This is a genomic window from Streptomyces achromogenes (assembly GCF_030816715.1).
Taxonomy (GTDB): domain Bacteria; phylum Actinomycetota; class Actinomycetes; order Streptomycetales; family Streptomycetaceae; genus Streptomyces; species Streptomyces achromogenes_A.
In genome coordinates, this window is the sequence record NZ_JAUSYH010000001.1 from 8610312 (window position 1) to 8634072 (window position 23761).

Annotated in this window: 21 protein-coding genes; 12 read left to right on the forward strand and 9 right to left on the reverse strand. The window is 72.8% G+C overall.

The annotated features are described in order from the left end of the window. Nucleotides 1-227: 227 nt before the first annotated feature. Nucleotides 228-677, reverse strand: a complete 450-nt coding sequence (locus QF032_RS37835; RefSeq protein WP_307049079.1) for a hypothetical protein — start codon at nt 675-677, stop codon at nt 228-230. A gap of 117 nt (nt 678-794) precedes the next feature. Then, on the reverse strand, nt 795-1166 hold the full coding sequence (locus QF032_RS37840; RefSeq protein ID WP_307049081.1) for a winged helix-turn-helix transcriptional regulator: 372 nt from the start codon (nt 1164-1166) through the stop codon (nt 795-797). Nucleotides 1167-1250: 84 nt separating this feature from the next. On the opposite strand from QF032_RS37840, the gene QF032_RS37845 reads away from it, so the two are divergent. Further along, nucleotides 1251-2174, forward strand: coding sequence for an NAD(P)-dependent oxidoreductase (locus QF032_RS37845; protein ID WP_307049083.1), 924 nt, complete (start codon nt 1251-1253; stop codon nt 2172-2174). A 78-nt stretch (nt 2175-2252) separates the two neighbouring features. Here QF032_RS37845 and QF032_RS37850 read toward each other — a convergent pair whose 3' ends face one another. After that, nucleotides 2253-2789 carry a 2'-5' RNA ligase family protein gene (locus QF032_RS37850; RefSeq protein WP_307049086.1) on the reverse strand — a complete coding sequence of 179 codons (537 nt, stop codon included), beginning with the start codon at nt 2787-2789 and terminating at the stop codon, nt 2253-2255. A 58-nt stretch (nt 2790-2847) separates the two neighbouring features. After that, nucleotides 2848-3591, reverse strand: coding sequence for an AraC family transcriptional regulator (locus tag QF032_RS37855; RefSeq protein ID WP_307060521.1), 744 nt, complete (start codon nt 3589-3591; stop codon nt 2848-2850). A gap of 54 nt (nt 3592-3645) precedes the next feature. On the opposite strand from QF032_RS37855, the gene QF032_RS37860 reads away from it, so the two are divergent. Further along, nucleotides 3646-4881, forward strand: coding sequence for an MFS transporter (locus tag QF032_RS37860; RefSeq protein WP_307049088.1), 1236 nt, complete (start codon nt 3646-3648; stop codon nt 4879-4881). Between the two features lie 131 nt (nt 4882-5012). Here QF032_RS37860 and QF032_RS37865 read toward each other — a convergent pair whose 3' ends face one another. The 3 genes from QF032_RS37865 to QF032_RS37875 form a co-directional block, all read right to left on the reverse strand. Further along, nucleotides 5013-5183, reverse strand: coding sequence for a DUF5670 family protein (locus tag QF032_RS37865; RefSeq protein ID WP_030933194.1), 171 nt, complete (start codon nt 5181-5183; stop codon nt 5013-5015). 210 nt (nt 5184-5393) lie between these two features. Then, entirely contained in the window at nt 5394-6038 is a 645-nt protein-coding gene (locus QF032_RS37870; RefSeq protein WP_307059648.1) for a GAP family protein, read from the reverse strand. 309 nt (nt 6039-6347) lie between these two features. Then, the gene (locus QF032_RS37875; protein WP_307059650.1) at nt 6348-7619 is read right to left on the reverse strand and encodes an APC family permease; all 1272 of its coding nucleotides are present in this window, start codon (nt 7617-7619) and stop codon (nt 6348-6350) included. A gap of 84 nt (nt 7620-7703) precedes the next feature. On the opposite strand from QF032_RS37875, the gene QF032_RS37880 reads away from it, so the two are divergent. The 6 genes from QF032_RS37880 (at nt 7704) to QF032_RS37905 (ending at nt 13411) form a co-directional block, all read left to right on the forward strand. Then, nucleotides 7704-8495, forward strand: coding sequence for an arsenate reductase/protein-tyrosine-phosphatase family protein (locus QF032_RS37880; RefSeq protein ID WP_307049100.1), 792 nt, complete (start codon nt 7704-7706; stop codon nt 8493-8495). After that, a complete protein-coding gene (locus QF032_RS37885) occupies nt 8492-8761 on the forward strand; it encodes a VOC family protein (protein ID WP_307059652.1) in 270 nt (89 codons plus the stop codon). The genes QF032_RS37880 and QF032_RS37885 overlap by 4 nt, the downstream gene beginning before the upstream one ends. Nucleotides 8762-9217: 456 nt before the next feature. Then, nucleotides 9218-10777: a flavin-containing monooxygenase gene (locus tag QF032_RS37890; RefSeq protein ID WP_307059654.1), complete on the forward strand. Its 1560-nt coding sequence runs from the start codon at nt 9218-9220 to the stop codon at nt 10775-10777. 210 nt (nt 10778-10987) lie between these two features. Then, nucleotides 10988-11902 carry a hypothetical protein gene (locus QF032_RS37895; RefSeq protein ID WP_307049106.1) on the forward strand — a complete coding sequence of 305 codons (915 nt, stop codon included), beginning with the start codon at nt 10988-10990 and terminating at the stop codon, nt 11900-11902. 458 nt (nt 11903-12360) lie between these two features. After that, on the forward strand, nt 12361-12933 hold the full coding sequence (locus QF032_RS37900; protein WP_307049108.1) for a DUF4232 domain-containing protein: 573 nt from the start codon (nt 12361-12363) through the stop codon (nt 12931-12933). 100 nt (nt 12934-13033) lie between these two features. Next, the gene (locus QF032_RS37905) at nt 13034-13411 is read left to right on the forward strand and encodes a hypothetical protein (protein ID WP_306955675.1); all 378 of its coding nucleotides are present in this window, start codon (nt 13034-13036) and stop codon (nt 13409-13411) included. 165 nt (nt 13412-13576) lie between these two features. Here the strand turns inward: QF032_RS37905 and QF032_RS37910 are convergent, their stop codons facing one another. Continuing rightward, nucleotides 13577-14830, reverse strand: a complete 1254-nt coding sequence (locus tag QF032_RS37910) for a helix-turn-helix domain-containing protein (RefSeq protein WP_373430435.1) — start codon at nt 14828-14830, stop codon at nt 13577-13579. Nucleotides 14831-15220: 390 nt separating this feature from the next. On the opposite strand from QF032_RS37910, the gene QF032_RS37915 reads away from it, so the two are divergent. Then, on the forward strand, nt 15221-15571 hold the full coding sequence (locus tag QF032_RS37915) for a VOC family protein (protein WP_307049112.1): 351 nt from the start codon (nt 15221-15223) through the stop codon (nt 15569-15571). A 48-nt stretch (nt 15572-15619) separates the two neighbouring features. Here the strand turns inward: QF032_RS37915 and QF032_RS37920 are convergent, their stop codons facing one another. Then, nucleotides 15620-16540, reverse strand: coding sequence for a Rieske 2Fe-2S domain-containing protein (locus tag QF032_RS37920; RefSeq protein WP_307049113.1), 921 nt, complete (start codon nt 16538-16540; stop codon nt 15620-15622). Nucleotides 16541-16879: 339 nt separating this feature from the next. Between QF032_RS37920 and QF032_RS37925 the strand changes: the two genes are divergently transcribed. The 3 genes from QF032_RS37925 (at nt 16880) to QF032_RS37935 (ending at nt 23589) form a co-directional block, all read left to right on the forward strand. Then, nucleotides 16880-17434, forward strand: coding sequence for a hypothetical protein (locus QF032_RS37925; protein ID WP_307049115.1), 555 nt, complete (start codon nt 16880-16882; stop codon nt 17432-17434). A 90-nt stretch (nt 17435-17524) separates the two neighbouring features. Further along, a complete protein-coding gene (locus QF032_RS37930; RefSeq protein WP_307049117.1) occupies nt 17525-20827 on the forward strand; it encodes an ABC transporter permease in 3303 nt (1100 codons plus the stop codon). A 2-nt stretch (nt 20828-20829) separates the two neighbouring features. Beyond that, on the forward strand, nt 20830-23589 hold the full coding sequence (locus tag QF032_RS37935; RefSeq protein ID WP_307049120.1) for an FtsX-like permease family protein: 2760 nt from the start codon (nt 20830-20832) through the stop codon (nt 23587-23589). The last annotated feature ends 172 nt before the right edge of the window (nt 23590-23761 follow it).

Consider the following 23761-nt stretch of genomic DNA (forward strand, 5'->3'; position numbering starts at 1 on the left):
GAGGCGGCGAGGATCACCCGGTGGAAGGCCGGCGACCCGACCGGCATCAGCAGCGTCGTCAGCCATCGCCACGACCGGGAGTGCGCGGCGTGGGTCGAGAAGGGCGCGAGCAAGCCGTCCTACCCGTCGGCCTCGCGGCACGGCGGGTTCAGTACCCAACCGGTCGGCGGCCTTTCGATGTCCCCGGGGCGGCTGACGTCGAGTCCTGTGGTGATGGTGGTCAGCCGTCAGAAGGAGTGGAACCCCTCCCAGTAAGTGTCAGCGCTCTTGCCGAAGCGGTCGGGGTGTCTGCGTCGTAGTCGGGTGTATCGCTCGTTGAGCAGTTCCACGGCCAGGTGCAGGCTCGTTCCGAACTCGGAGCGGATGGCCTGGATCGCGTGAATCCGGCGGTTCTCCGTGATCAGGGCATCGATACCCGACCATCGCCGCTCCTCGGCTTCCTCCGTCGACCTGAAGCTCGCCAGCTCGTCCTGGAGGCGCTGCACCTCGCCGACGATCTCGGCGTCGGTGGCAACGCCGAGTGCGGTGACCTCGTCCCGGATCGGACCCTCCCGGCCGATGCCGAGTTTGATGCACAGCCGGGCTCTCAGGTCGCCGAGTTCTCGTCGCAGCACGTCGCGTTCCGCGCGAGCCGTGGCGAGCTCCCGTTGCACCGTCCCGAGTTCCTCCTCCGTCATGGCGACAGTCTGCCAGGGGCGACGGCACGCCTCCACGCTCTTCCCCGTGCCGAGCACGGACGCTCGGGGGAGAGCGTCCGTGCTCGGCAGGCGGGGTGTGGGCACGTTCCGTCGTCCTCAGCCGCCCGAGGACTCCACGGCGTCGAACACCTCGAAGCCCCCGCGACGTAACCGCTCACCGCCCCAGGCGCCGAGCGGCTCGAGCGCCTGGTTCAGGGTGTGGCCGTGCTCGGTCAGGGAGTACTCCACCCGTGGTGGGACCTCGGCGTAGACCTCCCGGTGCACGAGTCCGTCGTTCTCCATCTCCCGCAGATGCTGGGTCAGCATCTTCTCGCTCACCCCGTGCAGAGCGCGACGGAGCTCGGAGAAGCGCCGTACGCGATGGGCGTCGAGCTCCCAGAGGATCAGCCCCTTCCACTTGCCGCTGACCACATCGAGCGCGGCGTCGATACCACAGATATAGGGCCCGCTTCTGGGCGTCCTGGCCATCACTGATCACCCTTACATAGAGGTAAGTACCGCAGAAAATAGTGGGTACTTCCGAGACTAGTGACGCTGTTCGAGCATGGAGGGGTGAACGAACAACAGCACCACTCCACCAGGCTGAACAGCGCTGTCACCGTGATCGGACTGGGCCCGATGGGCCAGGCCATGACCCGCACCCTCCTCGCCGCCGGCCACCCGGTCACCGTCTGGAACCGCACCGCCGGCCGGGCCGACGGCGTCGTCGCCGACGGCGCGAGGCTCGCCCCGACGCCCGCCGAAGCGGTCGAAGCGAGCGACCTCGTGATCCTGAGTCTCACCGACTACCAGGCGATGTACGACGTCCTCGACGGCGCCACCGCGTCACTCGCCGGCCGGACTCTGGTCAACCTGAGCTCGGACACGCCGGACCGCACGCGCCGGGCGGCCGCCTGGGCAGCGGGACACCACGCCGCCTTCCTCACCGGCGGTGTCATGGTCCCCGCGCCGATGGTCGGCACCGACGCCGCGTCCGTCTTCTACAGTGGGGCCGGCGAAGTGATGGAGCGTCACGGGGCGGCGTTGGCCCCGCTCGGCACGGCGAGGTATCTGGGCGCGGATCCGGGTCTCGCCCAGATGATGTACCAAGCCCAGCTCGCGGTGTTCCTCACCACGTTGTCGGCACTGATGCATGCCACCGCCATGCTGGGTACCGCAGGGATGAAGGCCGCGGAAGCACTGCCGGAGCTGTTGTCCTTCACCGACACGATCGGCGCCATCCTGCGGGCCGGTGAAGCCACCCCCGGCACCGCGCTGGACGCCGGAGAGCATCCCGGTGACCTCAGCACAGTCACCATGATGGGCGCGACGTCGGACCACATCGTCGAGACCAGTACGTCGCTCGGTCTCGACCTCGCGCTACCCCTGGCGGTGCAGGCTCACTACCGCCGTGCGATCGACGACGGCCACGGCGGCGACAACTGGACCCGCATCATCGACGCCATCCGTACGCCGCACCGCACGGCGCGGGACTGACGAACCCGGCGCCGACCGCCCCCTCGCCCGCACCGGGGCCCGGCAGGCCGGAGGCTGATCGGCGGCCGGCGGCAGGGATCACCGGAGCGCGAACGACGCCCGGTGCCGCCAGCCTGTTCCGTCGTGGACCATCAGGTCGACCGACGACACGCGTCCGGTGACGGGGAGCCGGTCGCGCAGGCCGGCCTCGACCTCCTCCAGCACGGCGTCGTCCTGCCCCTGGGCGATGGTGAGATGCGGGACGACCTCGTCGAACCGCCCGCCGAACGGCGGATGCTGCGGCCACCGGTCCGCGATCGCCTCGGTGAGCCGAACGAAGGGGATGCCCGGCTCGGGGACGAGGTACAAACTCCCCGGGAATCGCCCGCAGCGCTCGAACCGGACCTCGAAGGGCCGGTGACGCCCGATCACTTCCGCGACGGCAGCACACACACCGTCGTCGACGCTGCTCTCGTCGAGGAACGGGAAGAGGACGGTGACATGGGCCGGAACGCCCGCCCGGGCCGAGGGGTCCAGCCGCTCACGCCACGCTCGGACGACGGGCTCCGCCTCGGGGACCCGCACGATCAGTCCCGACTGCCCTGCCTGAAAACCACTGGAGTCGTCGCCTGCCATCACCCATGTGTACCAGCGTGGGCGGCCGAGGCCGGAGCGGGGCGGGGCGGGTCGTCGGTCAGCGTTTCGGACGGGAGCCCGGTGTGTGGCCGAAGGTGCGCCGGAAGACGTCGATGAAGGCGCTGGCCGAGGACCAGCCGCACCGGTGGGCCACCGCGGTCACCGGTTCCTTCTCGGCGAGCAGGACCAGGGCGTGCTGAAGCCTCAACTGGGTGCGCCACTGGGGGAAGGTCATGCCGAGGTCGCTGCGGAACAGCCGGGACAGCGTGCGGTCACTTGCGCCGACCCGGCTGCCCAGCTCGGCGAGCGTGCTGGAGTCGGCCGGGTCGGCCCGCAGGACGTCGCACAGCGTGCGCAACAGGGGCGCGGCCGGTGTGGGCAGATGCAGCGGCTCCTGGGGGGACGTCCGCAACCGGTCGATCAGTACCGCGCGCAGCCGGGCCCGTTCGGGGCTGTCGTCGTCGGGTGCGTGGGTGTAGGCGATGATCAGTTCACGCAGCAGCGGGCCGACGGCCAGCACGGTCGGTGTGTCGAGGCCGAGCGGGTTGTCGGTGGCGGGCAGCCCCATCAGATGCAGTTCGAGTTCGCCGTGGGCCCGGTGGGCATGGTCGACGCCGGCCGGCACCCAGATGGCGCGGTTGCCGGGGGCGACCCAGGAGCCCGCGCCCGTCGTCACGGCCAGCACTCCGCGGCCGGCGTAGACGATCTGGTGGTCGTCGTGCCGATGGGCGTCGATCGCGCCGCCGGGGGCCAGCCGCTGGGTGCGGGTCGGAGCGATCGGCTCATGGCGGATGTTCGGCATCATCCGGCAGGTTATCGGAAGCGCGACACGGGAGGGGGTCCGGACGATGGCGGGGTGCGAAGGAACACATCGATCACTCTGCTGTCCGTCGGGCACGCCTGCGTCGACGTCTATCAGGGCGCCGTGGCGTCCTTGGTGCCGTTCTTCGTCGCCGAGCGTTCCTACACCTACGCGGTCGCCTCGGGCATCGTGCTGGCCGCCTCGTTGCTGTCCTCGGTGGCGCAGCCGGTGTTCGGCGCGCTCACCGACCGTTGGGCGATGCCCTGGCTGTTGCCGGTCGGCACGCTGCTCGGCGGTGTCGGCGTCGCGCTGAGCGGACTGAGCGGTTCCTACCCGCTCACGCTCGTGTGCGTCGCCGTCTCGGGGGTCGGTGTGGCCGCCTATCACCCGGAGTCCGCCCGGGTCGCCCGAATCGCCGGCCAGGGCAGTCACCGGGCCATGGGCTGGTTCTCCACCGGCGGCAACGTCGGCTTCGCGTCGGCCCCGCTCCTGGTCGCCGCCGTGGTGGCCACCGGGGGACTGCGCTGGACGCCGCTGCTGGTGCTGCCGGCCCTGGCCGGCGCCGCACTGTGCCTGCCCGTGGTGCGCGCCCTGCAGCGGAAGCAGGCACCCGGACCGGGTACGACGGGACCGGCCGGAAGCGACGACCTCGCCTCCTTCGTGAAGCTGTCACTGGCCGTGGTCTTCCGCTCGATCGCGTTCGTCGGTCTGAGCACCTTCATCTCGCTCTACGCCCGCCAGCGCCTGGGCGGCGGTACGGCCGTCGGCACCGCGGCCCTGACCGTGCTCTACCTCGGCAGTGCGCTCGGCTCGGTGCTGGGCGGATTTCTGGCGAGCCGCCGGGACCGGGTGTCGGTCTCGCGCCGGTCGTACCTGGTCGCCGTCGCGGCCGTCGCGGGCGTGGTGTGGGTGCCGGGCCCGGTCGTCTACCTGTTCCTGGCGCTGACCTCGGCAAGCCTGTACGTGCCCTTCTCACTGCAGGTGACGCTCGGTCAGGACTACCTGCCCTCGCGGGTCGGCACGGCCAGCGGGATCACCCTCGGCCTGACCGTCAGCACCGGCGGCCTGGCCGGCCCCGTCATCGGCAGCCTCGCCGACGCCACGTCGCTGCAGACCGCCCTGGCGCCTCTCGCCGTGATGCCCCTGCTGAGCTGGCTGATCTTCCGCGGCCTGCCCGAACCCGCCGCGCCGCGCCTCGGGCCCGCGCCACAGCCGAGGGCCGACGACGTGGACGGCACGGACGCCACGGGCGTCACCCCCGAGTCCGTCCAGCGGCCGGACCTCCGTTGACCGACGTGCCTGAGGTCTCGTGCCCGGCGGCGTGGGGTCACATCGGTTGCCCGAAGGGACGCCCTGGGGCGGATCATGCCTGTGGGCCCCGGGTGTTCCCGGGGCCCACAGGCAGGTGGTCGTGTCGGTGACTACCAGCGATACCAGCGGCCCTTGCGGCCGCCGGTGTCCGCGCTGCGCATGACGAAGCCCAGCAGCCAGACGACCAGCACGATGACGGCGATCCACCACAGTGCCTTCAGCGCGAAACCCGCGCCGAACAGGATCAGAGCCAGCAGAAGAACGAGAAGCAGGGGAACCATAGTTATCAACCTCCGATGGTCCTCGTGCCCGGCGAATCGAAGAACATACGGCTGGTCAGCCTGGTTTCTTCAGCGATCTTGCGGGAATTAGGCCCAGGTTCACGGACGCCGCCAGCGGTGTCTCACGGATGCTGCCGGCGGTATCCATGAGGCCCGGCGGGGTCCGGCGCATTCCTCGGCCGGCCCCGCACCGGGCATCGCCTGCCCCGGTCAGGCGACCAGTTCGGCGATGCTCCGGGCCGTCAGCCACAGGCCCGTCAGCAGGGTGAGCGTGACGATCAGCTGCTCCTGGTGCTGCGCGAGCCAGCTGCGCAGGGCGTTCAACCGGGCGTTCGCGACCGTGGGAGCCCGGACCGCGTACATCTCCATGACGATGAGGCTGAGGGTGGCGAGCAGGCAATAGGCGGTCAGCGCGAGCCAGTCGGCGAGGGTGGAGAGGTCCGCGTCGACGGCGGTCGCGGCGCCGGCGCCGACCAGCGCCCAGGGCTGCAGCATCCACGCCAGTCCGGCCGCCGCGGCCGGCGACGCGTTGTCGATCCGGGCGGTCCAGCGCGGCGGGCCGTGCGGGCGGGGCGGTCGGCGGTGCCGGTGTGCGCCGTAGAGGACCAGCGCCAGGCCGAGGGCGACCTTCGCGGCGAGCACGGCGGTCGAGGGCGCGCTGTGACGGGCCGGGGGCTGAGCGCCGGTCAGCAGCAGAACGCAGGTGATCACCACGATCAGGTTGGCCAGCCACGACAACAGGAACGCCAGTCCCTGGCGAACGCCGCGCCGCGAGGAGAGCAGCAGGATGAAGGCGCTGTTGTGCAGGGGCCCCAGGGTGACGGCGGTACCGATCACCACCAGGTCGAGGACCATCGGATCAGCCGCTCCCGGATGTCAGGGCCTCCTGGTGCCCGTGGACGGGGCGGGCCGGTCGGCAGGGTTGGCGGTGCTGCGGCGCCGCATTCCGACTCTGCGGTCGACGCCCCGGCTGGTCAAGCAAGCCACACCCGGATGGGGCACCACCGGTCGGCGGGTTCCCCGGGGAGCGCGAACGACGAAGCGGCGGGACGACCGCGTCGGTGGGCTGCGGACAGCGGGGTCGCCGCTTCCGTCATGGGCTCGGGCGGCCGGGACGGTGTGCTGAGGCCCGGGTCTCACTGTCCTGCCCTCGTGCCGCGCGGTTCAGGACGCCCGGCGCGCGGTGATGGCCCGGCGTGTTCCGTAGGCGGCGATGCCTGCGGCGATGACCGTGCTTCCCCACGCGATGGACGCGGCGGGCAGGGTGAAGGCGAGCAGCAGGCAGCCGGCCAGGCCGGCTGCGGGGACGATGCGCGCGGGGCGGTTCTCGTCCGCTGTGAGCGTCCAGGCCGAGGCGTTGGCCACGGCGTAGTAGACGAGGACGCCGAAGGAGGAGAAGCCGATCGCGCCGCGTACGTCGGTGGTGGCGGCCAGCACCACGACGACGGCGCCCACCAGCAGTTCGGCGCGGTGCGGCACCTGGAAGCGCGGATGAACGGCGGCCAGGACATGGGGCAGGTGCCGGTCCCGGGCCATCGCCAGGGTGGTGCGGGAGACGCCCAGGATCAGGGCGAGCAGGGACCCGAGTGCGGCGACGGCCGCCCCGCCCCGGACGACGGGCGCCAGCCGGTCCGCCCCCGCGGCCCGCACCGCGTCCGAGAGCGGCGCGGTCGCCTCGCCCAGCCCACGGGGGCCGAGCACCGTGAGGACGGCGACCGCCACGGCCGCGTAGACGACCAGCGTGATGCCGAGGGCGAGCGGGACGGCACGGGGGATCGTGCGCGCCGGATCGCGGACTTCCTCGCCGAGCGTGGCGATGCGGGCGTACCCGGCGAAGGCGAAGAACAGCAGACCCGCGGCCTGAAGTACGCCGGTGAGGGTGGCGTCGGCGTCGACGTCCAGCCGGCCCGCGTTCGCCGCCGACGAGGTGAGGCAGGCGACCACGACCGCTGCCAGCACCGTCAGCACGACGGCGACGACGGCCCGGGTCAGCCACGCGGACTTCTGGATCCCGGCGTAGTTCACGGCGGTGAGCGCCACCACCGCGGCGGCCGCCACCGCGTGGGCGTGCTCGGGCCACACGTACGAACCGACGGTCAGTGCCATCGCCGCACAGGAGGCGGTCTTGCCGATCACGAAGGCCCAGCCGGCCAGGTAGCCCCAGAAGTCGCCGAGGCGTTCGCGGCCGTAGACGTAGGTGCCGCCGGAGGCCGGGTAGCGGGCGGCCAGCCGGGCGGAGGACGTGGCGTTGCAGTACGCCACCGCAGCGGCCACCGCCAGCGCGACCAGCAGTCCGGAACCGGCCGCGCGGGCGGCCGGGGCGAGCGCCGCGAAGATGCCCGCGCCGATCATCGAGCCCAGTCCGATGAGGACGGCGTCCGCGACGCCGAGCCGCCGCTGGAGGTGAGGTGACGCGGGCCCGGTGGGCTGGTTCATGACGTGCCTCCGTCTTCCGGCTTGGAGGGGCGGGAACTCCCGGGCAGCAAGGTACATCAACGGGGTTTGATGTATTTTGGATTCATGAGGCCTTCTGAGGCTGCGGCCCCCGCGTTCTTGCGGCTGGCCGCCCACCCGCTGCGGTGGAAGCTGCTGGCCGAACTGGCCGCGAGCGACTACCGGGTCCGCGAGCTGGTGCAACGGGTCGGCCAGCCGCAGAACCTGGTCTCCTACCATCTGCGGCTGCTGCGCGGCGCAGGGCTCGTCACCGCCCGCCGCAGCAGTTTCGACGCCCGCGACAGCTACTACCACCTGGACCTGGAGCGATGTGCCCATGGGCTCGCCGACGCCGGTGGCGCCCTGCACCCGGCGCTGCGTCTCGCCCCCGTCCCGTCACCGCTGCCGCGCTCCCCGACGCGTACGGCGAGACGGCCCGCCGTCCTGTTCGCCTGCACCGGCAACAGCGCCCGCTCACCGATCGCCGAGGCGCTGCTGCGCCACCGCACCGACGGTCAGGTCGACGTGACCAGCGCCGGCAGCCACCCCAGACCCGGTATCCATGGCGACGCCGTACAGGTTCTGCGCGAGCAGCACGGCGTCGACATCTCGGGGCAGCGTCCACGCCACCTGGAGACGCTGCTCGGCCGCCGGTTCGACTACGTGATCAGCCTGTGCGACAAGGTCCGAGAGGTCTGCCCCGAGTTCGGCGCAGGCCGGTCGGGGCTGGTCCACTGGAGCATCCCCGACCCCACGGCGACCACCGGGTCCGGCCCCGCCGGCCACCCCGCATTCGTCCGCACGGCGGCAGAGATCGACACCCGCATCCGCTACCTGGTGCCTCTGCTCGTCGCCACGCCACAGGAGGTGAAGCAGTGAACACACCCAGTCCGTTCGCCGGTGTCCGCTACCTCGTCGACGACGTCCAGGAAGCCATCGACTTCTACACCGGCCATCTCGGCTTCACCCTCCGCAGTCACCCCGCCCCCGCCTTCGCCGACGTGACGCGCGGGCCGCTGCGGCTGCTGCTGTCCGGCCCGGCCAGCTCCGGCGCCCGCGTCACCCCCGGCGGTCTCGGCGCCGGGGGCAACCGCATCCACCCGATCGGCACCGGTGCAAACACGTGGTCACTCAGCTGTTCGTGAAGCATCTGCCGGGTTCCGGCGTCGTCCGTCACCCGCAGCCGGGGGCCCCGACCTCGACATCCCGCCGGCCGAGGAACTCCAGCCTCCTCGAGGACCTGGAAGACATGCGGCCCTGACGCCCACCCGTCGTCTTCCGCGTCCACTGTCTTGTGCGCGGGAACCGTGAGTCCCTCGTGCTCGGCATCGGTGGGCTCCGGGCCCGGCCGGAGCCCGACGGCGTGAAAGCGCAGGGAAACCTGTTTGATCGGGTGCGGTGACGATGTGGCGTCGTGATCGTTGGCGATAGGTGATCACGCGACTCAGGCGGGCCTCGTCCCCGACCTACTCTCCGTCCGGCACTGCCGCCCAAGTAGAGGGATCTCATACGCCGTTGTGCGATCCCGCCCGCCGAACGGCGCTGCGCGAACTCGGCGGGGTCCGTTGTCTGTGCGCCCGTTGCCCGGCTGGAGCCTCCCTGTGATTCCGACGCAGGGGGCGCGGCCTGTCAGGGACGTGCGGGCCGTGGTCGTGGGAGCGGGCATCTCCGGGATCGGGGCCGCCGTACGGCTTCGCGAGGCAGGGTTTGACGACGTCCTCGTTCTGGAGAAGGCGACACAACTCGGCGGCACCTGGCGCGACAACACCTACCCGGGCTGCGCCTGCGACGTGCCCTCGACTCTCTACAGCTACTCCTTCACCCCGAACGCGGGGTGGAGCAGGGTCTTCGCCGGGCAGCGGGAGATTCTCGCCTATCTGCGGGAGACGGCCGAGCGGTACCGTCTCGGCGAACTGCTGCGCTGTGGCGTCCAGGTGCTGGGCGCGCGATGGGACGGTGCGGCCGGCCGCTGGCTGCTGGAGACCAGCGAAGGGCCCTACCGCGCGGCGGTACTGGTCCTGGCCACCGGCCCATGGCACGTCCCGCGCCGCCTGGAGGTTCCCGGGATCGAGGACTTCGACGGTCCCGTGTTCCACTCCGCACGGTGGGACCACGGCGTCGATCTCACCGGGCGGCGGGTGACCGTGGTGGGCGGCGGTGCCTCCGCCGTCCAGATCGTCCCCGCCATCGAGTCACGGACCGCGGCCGTGAACCTCTTTCAACGCACAGCTCAGTGGGTGCTGCCCAAACCCGATCTGCCGGTACCCGCGGTACTCAACCGGCTGGTGGACCACGTCCCCGGCGCGCGCAGCGTCCTGCGCGCCGGTCAGTACACCTTGCAGGAGGGCTTCGGTTACGCCTTCCGCCATCCGCAGGCCGCCCGCCTCCTCGAGGCCGGTGCCCGCGCACACCTACGCCTCGCGGTCCGTGACGGACAGTTACGCGGTCACCTGACACCCCCGTACCGGCTGGGCTGCAAGCGTCTGCTGACGTCGAGCACCTTCTACCGGGCCCTGTCCCAGCCGCACGTGCACCTGCATCCCACCGCCGTAAGCGCCGTACGCGGAAACAAGGTCATGGGTGCCGACGGCACCACCGTCCGCACCGACGTGATCATCGAGGCCACCGGCTTCCACGTCGGTGAGCTGCCACTGGCCACGACCCTGCACGGCGCGCACGGTCAGACGCTCCACGAGGCGTGGGGCGGTGCACCGCAGGCGTACCTGGGCACCACCGTGAGCGGTTTTCCCAACCTCTTCCTGCTGCTGGGCCCCAACCTGCTCGGAGGCTCCACCTCCGCGATCACGGTTCTCGAAGCCCAGCTGACCTACCTCATCGCCGCGTTGGCCCACCTCGACCAAGGCGGTCGCCGCGTCCTGCACGTCCGGCCGGCCGCACAGGCCGCGCACAACAGCGCCGTTCAGGAGGCGCTCGCCGGCACGGTCTACAACACGGGCGGCTGCGACAGCTACTACTTCACGGCCACCGGGCAGAACACCTTCGCCTGGCCGTGGTCCACCGGACGCCTCGTGCGCCGCCTGCGCCGCTTCGACGCCGACGCCTACACCTCCGACACACCGGCCGCTCCCCTTCACCTCCCCGCTCAGACGAGACCGCAGTCCGGTGACCGCACGGCAGCCACGAACACAGAGCAGCCATGACGTGGACAGGGGGGATCGGGTCAGCCGGTCGCGCGCCGGCGGGGGAGAGAACGGGGCGGGCGTGCGGCGCACTGCCCAGCACTCCATCCGGCGCACCGGCCCTCCGTTCGCGGGCGTCGAAGTCGACGGCGAGGCAACGCTCCGTGGCCGTATGCCGTCTGGTCAACCGAGATGGCGCCGAGTCGGTGCGCATCAGGAACGGAGCGAATCGTGTTGATCGGCTTGGTGACGGCCGTTGCGGCGTCCGTCTGTTACGGCACGGGCTCGGTCCTGCAAGCCGTCGGGTCCCGCAGGTCCGCGCGGAGCGACGCGGCCACCACGGCCCGCACCCAGTACGGGGGACCCAGTCTGTCCTCGACCGCGAAGGCCGCGATGACCTGGGAGTTCATCGTCGGTACGGTCCTGGACTTCGTGGGCTTCGCGCTCGGCGCACTGGCTGCTCGGCTGCTGCCGCTGTTCCTCTCGCAGACCGTGATCAGCGCCAACCTGATCATCACCGCCGTGCTGAGCGTCCGGCTCCTCCAGGTCCGGCTGACTCGCGCCGAGTGGACGTCCATCGGCGTGGTCTGCGCGGCGCTCGTCCTGCTAGCGACCGCGGCGGGGGAGGAGGGCAGCGGACACGGCACCCCGATCGCCACGCACTGGTGGCTTCTGGCGATCTCGCTTGCTCTGATGGCGGGCGGCACGCTTGCGGTACGCCTCGTCGGTCCCCGCGCCGCGATCCTCGCCGGCCTGCTGTCGGGACTCGGTTTCGGCGCGCTCGGCGTGGGCGTCCGCGTCCTGAACGGCGTCGCTCCCTTCGATCCGGCCGCCATGCTGACGGATCCTGCCCTGTACGCGATCGTGACGGCCGGCGTAGGGGGGATGTACCTGCACACCGTCGCGTTGCAGATCGGTTCGGTCAACGGGGCCACGGCGGCCCTGGTCGTCGGCGAGACCGTGCTGCCCGGCGCGATCGGCGTGCTGTGGCTCGGCGACGCCTCACGGCCTGGTCTCGCCTGGATGGCGATGCTCGGGTTCGTCCTTGCGGTGGCAGGCGCGGTCGCGGTCGCATGGTTCGGCGGGGCTGAGGCGCAGGTGGAGGAACAGCCGCAGCAGGAGGCAGAACTGACTCCCGCACGCTGACCACCCGACTCGGGCCGCCGGAGTGATCATCCATCGACTGATCAAGGACATCCCGACTCCGCCCGCCCGGCGTCCTCACGCACGGGGGTTCGGCCGGTTCCGCGCGACATCCGCATCCCGGACGGGCATCCCAGGCTTTCTTGTTCGCGCAGGTGACCGGGGGTGGGATCGGCCCACCGTTGCAGGGTGGCGGCGGCTGTTGTCCCAGGCCCAGGGGGCATCCGAGGCTGTGGCTGTCGCACCGGCTGAAACGGCGGACAGCCCGACAGCCTCGTGGCCCGACGGTCCGACAGCACCACCCCGCCCCGCCTGGTCCCGGGAACGCCCGTTCTCTTCGGGTCCGGAGACGGCGTGGTGTGGCGGTGCCGACCGGCACCCACCTCGATCCGAGGTGATCCGAGGTGCCGGACCGTGGGCACGTGCGACCTCGTAGCGAACGAACGAAGAGGAGCACGCAGATGAACGTGAAGTCCTTCAGGGGCCGCCGCGTGGCCGTGGCCGCCGGCCTCGTCCTGGCTCTCGGGTGTGGTGTGTCGGTACAGGCCTCCGCCACCGTGCCCCGGACAGTCGGCGGCAAGGGCGCCGTCGCCGCCTGCTCCCAGGACGTTCTCGGGGTCTCCGCCGTCAAGGAGCCCGCGGACAGCCAGGAGGCGAGGCACCTCCTCCTGATCGTCCAGAACGCCGGCGACAAGAAGTGCAACCTCTACCGCCACCCGCTGGTGCGGCTCGGCGCCGACGCCCGGACCACGGTTCCCGTGATCGAGGAGAGCGACCCGGACCCGGGCGTCCCCGTGACCCTCGCTCCGGGTGAAGAGGCCTACGCCGCCCTGCTCGTCAGCGGTGGCGCCCGGGACGAGTACGAGGCGAAGAGCATCACCCTCGGCCTCCAGGGCCGTAAGATCGGCAGCACCGCGGGCCGGCCGATCGACGTCCCCATGCCCGCCCCCACGTTGTACGCGGACGACGGCCAGCTCGTCACCTACTGGACGACTGCCTCCGGATTCGCCCTGGACTTCATCATGTCGAGGTGAGACCTCCCTACGGGGCTGCTCCCCCCGTCGGTCAGGGGCGTGCACGACCCGTACACGCGTGGACAGATTCGTACGTAGTGCCGAGTTGTTGGAGGTTTTGATGAAGTCCATCGTCCGGAAGATCGCCGCTTTCGCGGGGGTCGGCATGGCCGTCGTGGCCATGTCCGTGACCGGCGCATCCGCAGCGCACGCGGAGTCACCCACCCAGGGGTGCCCGTACCCATGGGTCTGCTTCTACGTGGACAACGACGCCTTGCTCGCCGGCACGCCGCTGTCGAAGTACAAGGACGTCACCAGCGGCTATCAGGCCGTCACACCCCGGCCGCACTACGGGGTCATGAACACCCGGAACGACGACGTGGTGTATCTGCGGCTCCAGGGCGGAGGCTCCATCTGCCTTCCGCCGAATCACTCGACCGTGTTCGCCAACTCCGCGGTCGTCAACGGGATAAGGATCTCCAGCAGCCCCACGTGCTGAGTCTGCAGGAACGCCCGGCGGGCGCGCGTGACCGCGCCCGCCGGGCCACGGGCAGGGCTGCCTGAAGGTTCCCAGGGGGCACGGCCGCCGGTCCTGCCGGCGGACGGCGGGCTGTGCGCCTGTTGCGTCGTCAGTCGCTCGCCACCGCCATGCCGTGATGGACGGTCAGCTCATGGGGACCCAGCCGTGGGGCTTGCGGTACCAGTAGTGCGGTAGCCCCTTGATGCCGGTGGTGCGGAACGGGCGGCCGTGGTCGTCGATGCGCGTCGTGCCGGTTCGGCCCTGTGAGGACCAGGCCAGCTCGAGGTACCAGTCGCAGGTGCAGGACTCGGTGCGTGCGGCGACCAGCAGGACCTCCGGATCCCGTAGGGACACCTGGTAGGGGAAGCCGATCGCCGGGGCCGGTCGGTCCGGGTCCTTGCCGGGCATCGAACGGGCCAGGGGGCGGGGCGCGTCGAGGTTCACGGCGAAATAGCGGGGAACGAGGATGGCGCCGCATCCTTCGTACATGGAATAGGCGGAGCCCGAGCGGTCGGCGGGGATGGTGCGGTCGACCACACGCACATGCAGTGCCTCCAGGACGACGGCGGCGGCGCCGCGTCCCTGCACCGAGATCCGCAGATTGGTGGTGCGCCCGTGCACCGCCCCCTGGGACGTGGCCCACACCGCGGCGTCGGCTGGAGTCGGCGGCGGCGGGACCTGCTCCGGCGGCTTGGCGATGACGTAGTCATGGTCGCAATCGAGCTGCCAGAGCTGGGAGTCGGCCGTCCAGGTGAGCGGGGCCGGCGGCGGAACCCTGCCCCCCTTGTTCTTCTGCGGGCTGCCGCCGCTGTGCGCGGCCGGCGCCGAGGGCTTCGGCGTGGTGCGGGCGGAGTCCGACTGCTCATCGCGGCCGAAGGGGGGCCCGCCGGCGGATGCCGTGAGGACGGCGAACGCGACGGCGAACGCGACGGCGAGCGAGGCCGCCGGCACCGCCGATCGCACGAACCGCCGTCGAGGACGCCCGGACTCGCCCCGCCGGTCGGCTCGTCGGGGCGAGTCCGGGCGCGGGTCGGCCGACGAGGTGGGCTCGGCTCCCTGGTCCGCCTGGTCCGCCTGGCCGTCGTGGCTCACGGATGCGGTCGCAGCGGCCGCGTCGGCGGGGTCGCTGCGCGTCGATGGCCGCCGGCCGTCGGAAAGGCGTGATCGTTGCCGTGCCGCGACTGCCAGGATCCACCGGCGGTGCAACTCAACCCGTTCCTCGGGGGAGGCTCCGCTGAGTGCGGCGAACCGCTCGATCCTCGTGAAGTCCAGAGGAACCGCCTCTCCGGAGCAGTAGCGGTGCAGCGTGGAGGCATTCATGCCGAGACGGCGGGCCAGCGCCGCGTAGCTGCGGTCCGTGCGCTCTTTCAGACGTGTCAGCAGTAGTGCGAACTCCACCACGTCATCGTGGATTGCATCCATGTGGTCCGTACCCGCATCCATCCGTCGGCCTGTGCAGTGATGCCCCGCCCCGGGACGGCATCCCAGGCGCTCCTCATGTCTGCACGTCAACAAGGCCGGGATGGTTCCAGAGTCGCGCTGCGGCGGGTGAACCGCACCAGCCGGATGTCGACGTCGTCGGCCGACGGCCGGGGCGCGAGGGGCGCGGTACGGCGCGGTACGGGGGAGTCCACCGGGTCCGGGAGCCCGAGTTGACCGGGTCCAGGAGCTGCGCCCGGAAGCGGGACGACCGTCGTGTCGTCCTGTGCGGTCGAAGGCCTCTCGCGTCCGAGAGCGCAGGATGTCGGAGGACGCGACCGACAGCACGTCGACGGGCAGGAGCCGGCCATGATCAGTGGTGCGCACGTCATCCTCTACAGCCAGGACGCCGAGGCGGACCGGGACTTCATCCGTGACGTCCTCGACTTGCCCGGCGTCGACGCGGGCGGCGGCTGGCTCGTCTTCAGGCTGCCCCCGGCCGAGGTGGCCGTTCACCCGACGGACGGCCCGCCCCGGCACGGGTTCTTCCTGATGTGCGACGACCTCGACTCCCAGCTCAGCGGATTCCGCGCGCAGGGCGTCGAGATCATCGGGCCGGTCAGCGAACAGCGCTGGGGCAGACTGGCCGCGATCCGACTCCCCAGCGGCGCCGAGCTCCCGCTGTACGAACCACACCACCCCACCGCCCACAGCCGGTGACCTCACGACGCCCGGCTCGGCATCGGCCAGGACCGATCGACCGATCTGTCAGTCGGCCGGATAGAACTGCGCGTACCAGCGGCGCAGCGCCTTGATGCCCTTCTCGTGCGGAAGCAGCACGGGGCGTGCCTGGTGGATCTTGTGGTCCCAGATCCCGACCTCCTCGCGCACCTCGCCCAGGGCCGCCATGCGGAAGACGAGCTTGGCCAGGGGGGTCAGAAACGGCAGCCGGGCCGGTTTGCGGATGTAGTACAGCATCCGCAGTTCGCTGGTGCGGTCGTCGACGGGGGTACTGAGGGCGACGGCGGTCACCGACAGCACGGGGCCGTGGGTACGAACCACCATGACGCCGGGCCCGTACATGAACGCGTCGAAGGTGTTGTCGATGACCCGGCCGAGGACACGGCGGGAGATCCGGCCGCGGGCCTCGGCGAACGGGCCGTCCTCCCGCCAGTCCTGGACGGGGGGTTCGCTCTGGCCGTGGATGAAGTGGAAGTGGGACTCGTCGACGATGTTCTCGCGCATCTCCTGGACGTGGACGCGTGCCCGGCAGGTGTCGTCGATGGGCGCGGCGAACTCCTTCGATCCCGTCTCGGGGATCTCCGGCACCTCCCACGACGGCTCTCCCGGCCCGGCGTGGACGAAGACGAGCCCGCTGTGCTCGCGGACCGGGAACCCGGCGAGGGAGACCTTGGGGGTGCGCACCGCGAACGGGGCCTCGACGCACCGGCCGTCGGCACCGAATCGCCACCCGTGGAACGGGCACTCCACCGTGCCGTCCACGACCTTCCCGCCCGCGCCGAGATGCGCGCCGTAGTGCGGGCAGTGCGCGTCCCGTACGGCTGCCCGGCCGTCGGCTCCACGGAAGGCGATGAGCGCCCGCCCGAAGTAGTGCAGGCTGACGACCTTGCCCGGCCGCAACTCGCGGCTGCGCAACACCGCGTACCAGCCGAACGGCACGGTCGGCATCGGATACTGGTCGGCTCGGGGATCGCGCGGCAGGCCGGCTAATTTGTCATGTCTGCGACGTGAGGGCATGCGCAGATGCTAGAGCTTGTCCGACGGCTCCCGTCTCCGCCCGGGGCGGCGAGGCAAGCACGGGACCCCCGCGACAGGTCATGTGAAGGGGTTCGACACGCCACCACTCACCCGGCGCGAGCTCGTCAGCCGGTCTGGCCACTCCCGGAATCCCCCGTGTAATCCCCGAGGAAGACGGTCACCGGGCCTGCTAGTCTTCGGCGTCCTGTCGCACATTCGTGCGCACACATCACACCACTTGTCGCATCAGTCCCGTGGGGGGATCCTGTCATGACCCAGTCAGTTCCACCGCCGTCCGAGGGCAACCCGTTCGCCCAGCAGCCTCCCGTCGGCGCGCCGGGCGCTCCGCAGCCCACCGACGGCAATCCCTTCGCCCAGCAGCCCGGTGCGACTCTGCCGCCCCCGGTCCCGGCCGCGCCGGCCCGCAACAACCTCGCCCTGGGCCTGGTCGTCGCCGTCGCCGTGGCTCTGGTCTCCGCCGGGATCTACGGTGCGATCGTCGGCGCGACGGAGTACGAGATCGGCTATGCGGCCGTCGGTGTGGGTTTCGTCATCGGCTTCGCGGCGGGCAGGATCGGTGGCACCAACCCGGTGCTGCCCGTGCTCAGTGCCCTGTTGTCGCTGGGCGCGGTCTACCTCGGCCAGCTCATCGGCATCGCGATGATCGGCGCCGACGAACTCGGCGTCTCCGCGACCTCGCTGTTCACCGAGCACTTCGACGTGCTGACCGAGGGCTGGAGCGAGACGGCCGACGCGATGACCTTCCTGTTCCTCGGCATCGGCGCGTTCGCCGCGTTCTCCGGCGCGAAGAAGGGCGCCCTGTAACCACGCGCGTACCGCGAGAACGCGTGATCCGCGCAGGAGAATGCGCGAAAGATCTGTTCGGTGATGTCAACGGAGGCTTGGGGGAGCCGGGTGGCGACTTACGGGGGGCGTTTCGGGGTGCGCCCGGGGCGGGCCGCGTTTGTCCTGGCGAGGGCACGCGCGCATCGGACGCTGATCACCGCCGCGCTCGTCACCGTCCTGCTCACCACGTCCGTGCTGGCGGCCCTGGCCGCCTATTCGGCCGCGATCGGCGACGCGGCCCTGCGCCACTCGCTGGCCGGGCCGCGCAACGCCGCCGACGCCGCGCTGGTCGTCACGGCCGAGGTGGCGGCCGACGACCGCCGGGCCGCCGACACCGCCGTGCGCGACGGAGCCCGCCGTACCTTCGACGGGCTGCCGGTGACCGTGCGGACGCTGGCGCGCTCCGGCCCGTACGCCCTGCCCGCGACCACCAGCACGGCGGCCGCCCGGCCCGGCGACAAGCCGGACCTCACGCACTTCGCGACGCTCGACTCCACCCAGGTGCGGTTCAGCGAAGGACGGCCCCCGCGCGCGGGCACGCGGGACGTCGAGGTGGCGCTGCCCGAGACCGCCGCACGGCGGCTTCGGCTGGCGCCGGGCGCCCAACTCACCGTCACCGACCGGCTCGGCGGGCCGCCCGTACGGATCGCCGTCACCGGTGTGTACCGGCCCACCGACCCGGTCTCCCTCTACTGGCTGACGGACGAACTCGGCGGCCGGGGCGTACGACGGACCTCCGACTTCACCACCTACGGCCCCCTGCTGACGGCGCCCTCCGTCGTCACCGGCGGCCGGGTGAGCGAGGGACCGTCCGCGTGGGTCGCCTCCGCCGACTTCGGCCACCTCACCGCCGACCGCGTCGACGCCCTGCGCACCTCCGCGCGCACCGGGCCGGCCGCCCTGCTCAAGCTGCGCACCAGGGACGGCGGCGAAGACGGGACGACCGCGAGCACCGCTCTCCCCGAGGTCCTCGACCGCGTCGAGCGCTCCCTGCTGGTCTCCCGCTCCACCCTCCTGATCGTCGCCCTCCAGCTCGCCCTGCTCGCGGCCTGCGCGCTGGTGCTCGTGGCCCGACTGCTCGCCGCCGAACGCACCGCCGAGACCCGGCTGTTGCGCGCCCGCGGCGCCTCCCGCGCCGCCCTCGCCCGCCTCGCCGCCCTGGAGGCGCTGCTGCTGGCCGGCCCCGCGCTGCTGATCGCCCCGCTGCTGGCGGGCCCGCTGACCCGGCTGCTCGCCGGGCACGGGGCGCTGGCCCGGATCGGACTGGAGCTCGACGCACCGGCCGGCGGACGGCTCGCGGTGTGGCTGACAGCGGCCGCCGTGGCCCTCGGGTGCGCGCTGGCGGTGACCCTGCCGGCCGTCGCGTCCACCGGATTCCGCACGTTGCGCGCCCGCGCCCTGCCCGCCTGGCTGCGGGCCGGGGCGGATCTGGGGCTGGTGGCGGTGGCCGGGGTCGCCTTCTGGCAACTGGGCCGCCGTACGTCGGGCGCGGTGAGCGCAAACACGGCCGGCGCCCTGGGCATCGACCCGCTGCTAGTCACCGCACCCGCCCTCGCGCTGCTGGCCGGCGCCGTCCTGACCCTGCGTCTGCTGCCGCCGGTCGCCCGCCTCGCCGAACGCCGGGCGACGGGCGGGCGGGGGCTGGCCGCGGCGCTGGCCGGCTGGCAGCTCAGCCGCCGACCGGGGCAGGGCGCCGGCCCCGTACTGCTGCTCGTGCTGGCCGTCGCGCTCGGTGTGCTGGCGATCGGCCAGGGCTCCTCCTGGGGGCGCTCACAGGACGACCAGGCCGACTTCGCGGCAGGCGCGCCGGTACGCATCCTGGGCACCGGCGGCGGCGAGCTCGGCCTCACCCAGGAGTACGCTGCCGTGCCCCATGTGGGCGAAGCCGCCCCCGCCGTGCGGACGACGCTGCCGCTGCCCGGCGACCGCGCGGCGACGGTGCTGGCGCTGGACACCGCGCACGCGGCGGACACCGTCCTGATGCGCCCCGACCTGGCGCCCGCCCCGATGAAGGGGCTGCTGGCGGGGCTGGGCCCGGAGGGTGAGTCGGCGGGCGCACGCGTACCCGCCGGGGCGACCCGGCTGACGCTGACGGCGACCCTGCTCAGTTCGGTGCGGGGCACGCAGAGCGCGGCGACCGTGACCCAGACGCTGGAGGACGACCACGGCGTCCCCTACCCGCTGCCGTCCGGCAGCCTCCCCGCCGACGCGCGCCCGCACACACTGTCGGTCGAACTGCCCAGCGGCCACGGACCGTTGACACTCACCGCAGTACAACTCGTGCTGCCCGTACCGTCGAACCGAGCGGAACAGCACACCCTGACCCTCGACGCCCTGACCGCGACGACCGCCGCCGGCACGGCACAGCGGGTGCCCCTGCCGGCGGCGCCCTGGACCGCGGTCTCCGGCACCGACGGACAGGCCTCCGCCGATGCCGGAACCGCGCCGACCCGCCCGGCCGTCCGCCCCGCCGCACACCCGACCGCGGTGTACGGCACGGGCTACGTCCCGGCCGGTCAGCCCTGGCTCAGCCCGTCACTGACGCTGCGCATGCAGGTGACACAGCCCAGGACCACCGCGGTGGCCGCCCTCGCCACCGACCGCTTCCTCGCCTCCGCCGGCGCCCGCCCCGGTCAGACGATGGACATCGCCGTGGAGGGGCAGAACGTGCCCGTGCGGATCGTGCGCGCCGTACGGCAGCTGCCGACGGCACAGGGAGGAGAGGGAGAAGGCGACGGCGGTGCCCTGCTCGTCGATCTGCCCGCCGTGAACCGGGTCCTCCAGGCGCGCTACGGGCTCGCCCTCGCTCCGACCGAGTGGTGGCTGCGGCCGGACTCGCCCTCGGACGGCGCGGACGTCGCCGCCGCCCTGCGCGCCCGGCCCGACCTCGATCCCGAGCAGATCGTCGTGCGCGACGAGATCGCCGCCGAACTGCGCGACGATCCGTTCGGCGCGGGCCCTGAGGCCGCGTTCACCGCGGCGGCCGCCGCGGCGGCGGTGCTGGCCGCGCTCGGGTTCGCGGTGAGTGCGGCCGGGGCGCTGCGGGAACGGAACGCCGAGTTCGCGGTCCTGCGTGCCCTGGGCGCCCCGCGTGGCCGGCTGGCCCGTGCCGTCGCCGGCGAGCAGAGCGTCCTGGTCGCGCTGGCGCTGGCCGTGGGCACCGGCCTTGGCCTCGCCCTGACCCGTGCGGTGCTGCCGCTCATCGTCCTGACCGGCGAGGCCACCCGCCCCGTGCCGGATCTGTTCGTGGTACTGCCGCCGCTGCGGGTGGCCGCCCTGGTGGCGGCCGTGGCCGCCGTCCCGGTCGTCGTCGTGGCGCTGCTGGCGGTGCGACAGGCCGATCCTGTGCAGGTACTGCGGGAGGGGGAGTGAACATGGTGATCCCGTTCAGACGTGCGACGCGTGCCGCCGCCCCGTGGGTCCGCACCCGTCTGCGGTCCGCCCCCGGCGCCGCCCTCGCCCTCGCGCTGCTGGTGGCGGTGACCGCCTCCCTGGCCGCCGCGTTCCCGCGCGCACTGGAGCGGTACGAGGACGCGGGCCTGCGCCACTCCGTCGAACAGGTGCCCCACTTCCGCAGCGTCGTCACGCTGTCCGCCCCGACGCCGCTGCCGAACCTGCCGCAGGAACAACGCGAGCAGGCACTGCGCCCGGCCACCGTGAAGCGCTACTACGACAGCATCCTCGGCACGGTCCGGCGCCCCTTCGTCCCCGACCCCGGCCAGTCGTCGTACGGCGTGGTCACCTCCGTCAACCAGGCGGTCCCCGAGCCCTGGCTGCCCCGGCCGAGCGGGCTGCCCGCCCGGGTCGCCCTCGTCGCGCAGGCCGGCCTGGCCGACCACGCCCGGCTGAGCGAGGGCCGTCCACCCCGCGCGTCCGCCACGATCACCGCGGCGACGCCCGAGGTCGAGGCGGCGGTCACCGCGGAAACCGCCAAGAGCCTGCGCATCAAGGTGGGGTCGGTCCTGCACGTCCCCGGCGCGGGCCGGGACGCCCTCGCCGTCCGGATCACCGGCATCGTCGAACCGCGCCACCGGGAAGGCGCCTACTGGGCGACGGACACCCTGCTGCGCACACCCGTCCTGATGCGGGTGGCGCCCGTCGACCCCGAGTCGCCCCGGTACTGGCTCGGCGCCCTGCTGCTGCCGCCCGAGGCCGCACCTGCGCTGCTGGGCACCGAAGGGCGGCCCTACCGCTACTGGCGGCTGGCCCCAGACCCGCACACCCTGCGCCACCGTGACCTGGGCGCGTTCCAGTCCGCGCTCGCCGCCCTGGTGTCGGGCCCCGGCCTCCAGCAGATACGCACGGCCACCGACCCCCTCACGGACGCCGACACCGGCCTCGACGACGTGCTCACCACCTACACCCGCCTGCACGCCGGCGTCTTGCCGCTGGTCGCGGTCGCGGCGTTCGGCGGCGGTACGGTCGCCGCCGTCGTCCTGGCGCTGGCGGGCGGCCTGGCCGCCGACCGCCGCCGCACCGAACTGGCCCTGCTGCGCGCCCGCGGCGCCTCGCTGCCCGGCCTCGCCGCCCGCCTGCTCGCGGAGACGGCGGTGGTCGCCGTCCCGGCCGGGGCGCTCGGCCTGGCCGTGGCGATGCGGGCCCTTCCCGGAGCCCGGGCCCTGCCCGCCGTACTGGCCGCTCTCGCGGTCACCGTGTTCGCCTGCGCCGCCCTCCCCCTGCGCGCGGCGGCCGCCCACCGGCTCGTCCGCATCCCCGCCCTCCGCGAGGACGTGACGTCCGTACGACCGTCCCGGCGGCGCACGGTCGCGGAGCTGACGCTGGTGGCGGTGGCCGTCGGCGCGGTGGTGACCCTGCGCCGGCAGGGAACGTCCGGCGGGTCCGGCGATCAGCTGATCTCGGCGGCACCCGTGCTGGTGGGAGTGATCGCCGCGCTGCTGCTGGTCCGCCTCTACCCCCTACCGCTGCGCGGCCTGGCAGGCCCGGCCGGGCGGCTGCGCGGGGTGGTGGGCCATCTGGCGCTGGCCCGGGCCGGCCGCGGTTCCGCGTCCGCCGTGCTGCCGCTGCTCGCCCTGCTCACCGCACTGACCACGGCCTCGTTCGGCGGCTCGGTCCTGGCCGGCATCGGCGCGACCAGGGACCACGCGGCGCTCCTCACCGTCGGGGCCGACGCCCGGGTGGAGTCGACCGTCGATCCCCTGCCCGCCAAGCTGGCCGACCGGGTGCGCCGGGTCCCCGGCGTGCGGGACGTGGCCGCGGTGAGCATCGCGTACCGGGCGAAGCCGGACGACGGGCGCCAGGCCGTGCCGGTGGTGGGCGTGGATCCCGGCGGCTATGCGGAGCTGACGAGGCGGACGGGGCTCGGCGCCTTCTCCGAAGCGGCGATCGAGAAGGGCCGGGGCGACTCGGGGGCCGGCGCCGTGCTGCCCGCCGTGGCCTCCCCACGTGTGGCGGACGCCCACGGCTCGTCCCCGTTCCCCGTCACCATGGAGGACGGCAGCAGCGTCACCGTCCGCATCGTCCTCGTCCGGGACGCCACTCCGGCCGTGCCGGGCGCCGACTTCCTGGTGGTGGACCGCGCAGGCCTGGGCGCCACGCCGGCCAAGCCGACGACGCTGCTGGTGACAGGCCCGGAAGCGGACGGCCGCGCCCTGCGCCAGGCAGCCGGCGGCGAGGTGTCGGTCCGGCTCCGCGCCGACGAGAGGGCCCGCTACATCGACTCGCCCCTCCAGTCCGGAGCGGAGCACCTCTACACGGCCGCGGTGGCGGCAGGCGCCGGCTACGCCGTGCTCACACTGCTCCTGTCACTCCTGCGCGCCGCGCCCGAACGCGTCGCGCTGCTCGCCCGCCTCCGCACCATGGGCCTCACCCGTGCGCAGGGCCGCCGCCTGCTCGTCCTGGAGTCCCTGCCCCAGGCCGCGCTCGCCGCGGCAGGCGGGGTCCTGACCGGCTGGTGCGCGATCCGCCTGCTCGCCCCGGGCATGGATCTGACCGCGGTCGCCCTACCGCCCTCGGCCGCTCCCCTGGAGCAGATCCCGCTGTACCCCGACCCCTGGTCGCTGACGGTGCCGACGCTGAGCGTGGTGGCGCTGACGGTAAGCATCGCCGGCGTACAGGCGTGGTGGGCGGGGAGGAGAGGAGCGGTGCGGGAGTTGAGAGCGGGTGACACCAGGTGAGAAGGGCGCCCCACCCCGTCTCCGGCGGCCCCGGCCACGGCCACGGCCACGGAGCCCGGCGACCGCGGCGCCGGGCCTCGAGGTACCAGGCGCCCCCGGCCCGGGACGCCGGTCGGACCCGGCGGCCCCGAGCCCCGCGTCCGGCCGGGGTCCGCGGGGCCCCGGCGCCCGA

What these genes read in the sequence shown, in the direction of transcription:
- QF032_RS37835 (WP_307049079.1), bottom strand. Translation starts at nt 677, where the DNA reads ATGACGGAGGAGGAACTCGGGACGGTGCAACGGGAGCTCGCCACGGCT.
- QF032_RS37840 (WP_307049081.1), bottom strand. Translation starts at nt 1,166, where the DNA reads ATGGCCAGGACGCCCAGAAGCGGGCCCTATATCTGTGGTATCGACGCC.
- QF032_RS37850 (WP_307049086.1), bottom strand. Translation starts at nt 2,789, where the DNA reads ATGGCAGGCGACGACTCCAGTGGTTTTCAGGCAGGGCAGTCGGGACTG.
- QF032_RS37855 (WP_307060521.1), bottom strand. Translation starts at nt 3,591, where the DNA reads ATGCCGAACATCCGCCATGAGCCGATCGCTCCGACCCGCACCCAGCGG.
- QF032_RS37865 (WP_030933194.1), bottom strand. Translation starts at nt 5,183, where the DNA reads ATGGTTCCCCTGCTTCTCGTTCTTCTGCTGGCTCTGATCCTGTTCGGC.
- QF032_RS37870 (WP_307059648.1), bottom strand. Translation starts at nt 6,038, where the DNA reads ATGGTCCTCGACCTGGTGGTGATCGGTACCGCCGTCACCCTGGGGCCC.
- QF032_RS37875 (WP_307059650.1), bottom strand. Translation starts at nt 7,619, where the DNA reads ATGAACCAGCCCACCGGGCCCGCGTCACCTCACCTCCAGCGGCGGCTC.
- QF032_RS37880 (WP_307049100.1), top strand. Translation starts at nt 7,704, where the DNA reads ATGAGGCCTTCTGAGGCTGCGGCCCCCGCGTTCTTGCGGCTGGCCGCC.
- QF032_RS37900 (WP_307049108.1), top strand. Translation starts at nt 12,361, where the DNA reads ATGAACGTGAAGTCCTTCAGGGGCCGCCGCGTGGCCGTGGCCGCCGGC.
- QF032_RS37905 (WP_306955675.1), top strand. Translation starts at nt 13,034, where the DNA reads ATGAAGTCCATCGTCCGGAAGATCGCCGCTTTCGCGGGGGTCGGCATG.
- QF032_RS37915 (WP_307049112.1), top strand. Translation starts at nt 15,221, where the DNA reads ATGATCAGTGGTGCGCACGTCATCCTCTACAGCCAGGACGCCGAGGCG.
- QF032_RS37920 (WP_307049113.1), bottom strand. Translation starts at nt 16,540, where the DNA reads ATGCCGACCGTGCCGTTCGGCTGGTACGCGGTGTTGCGCAGCCGCGAG.
- QF032_RS37925 (WP_307049115.1), top strand. Translation starts at nt 16,880, where the DNA reads ATGACCCAGTCAGTTCCACCGCCGTCCGAGGGCAACCCGTTCGCCCAG.
- QF032_RS37935 (WP_307049120.1), top strand. Translation starts at nt 20,830, where the DNA reads ATGGTGATCCCGTTCAGACGTGCGACGCGTGCCGCCGCCCCGTGGGTC.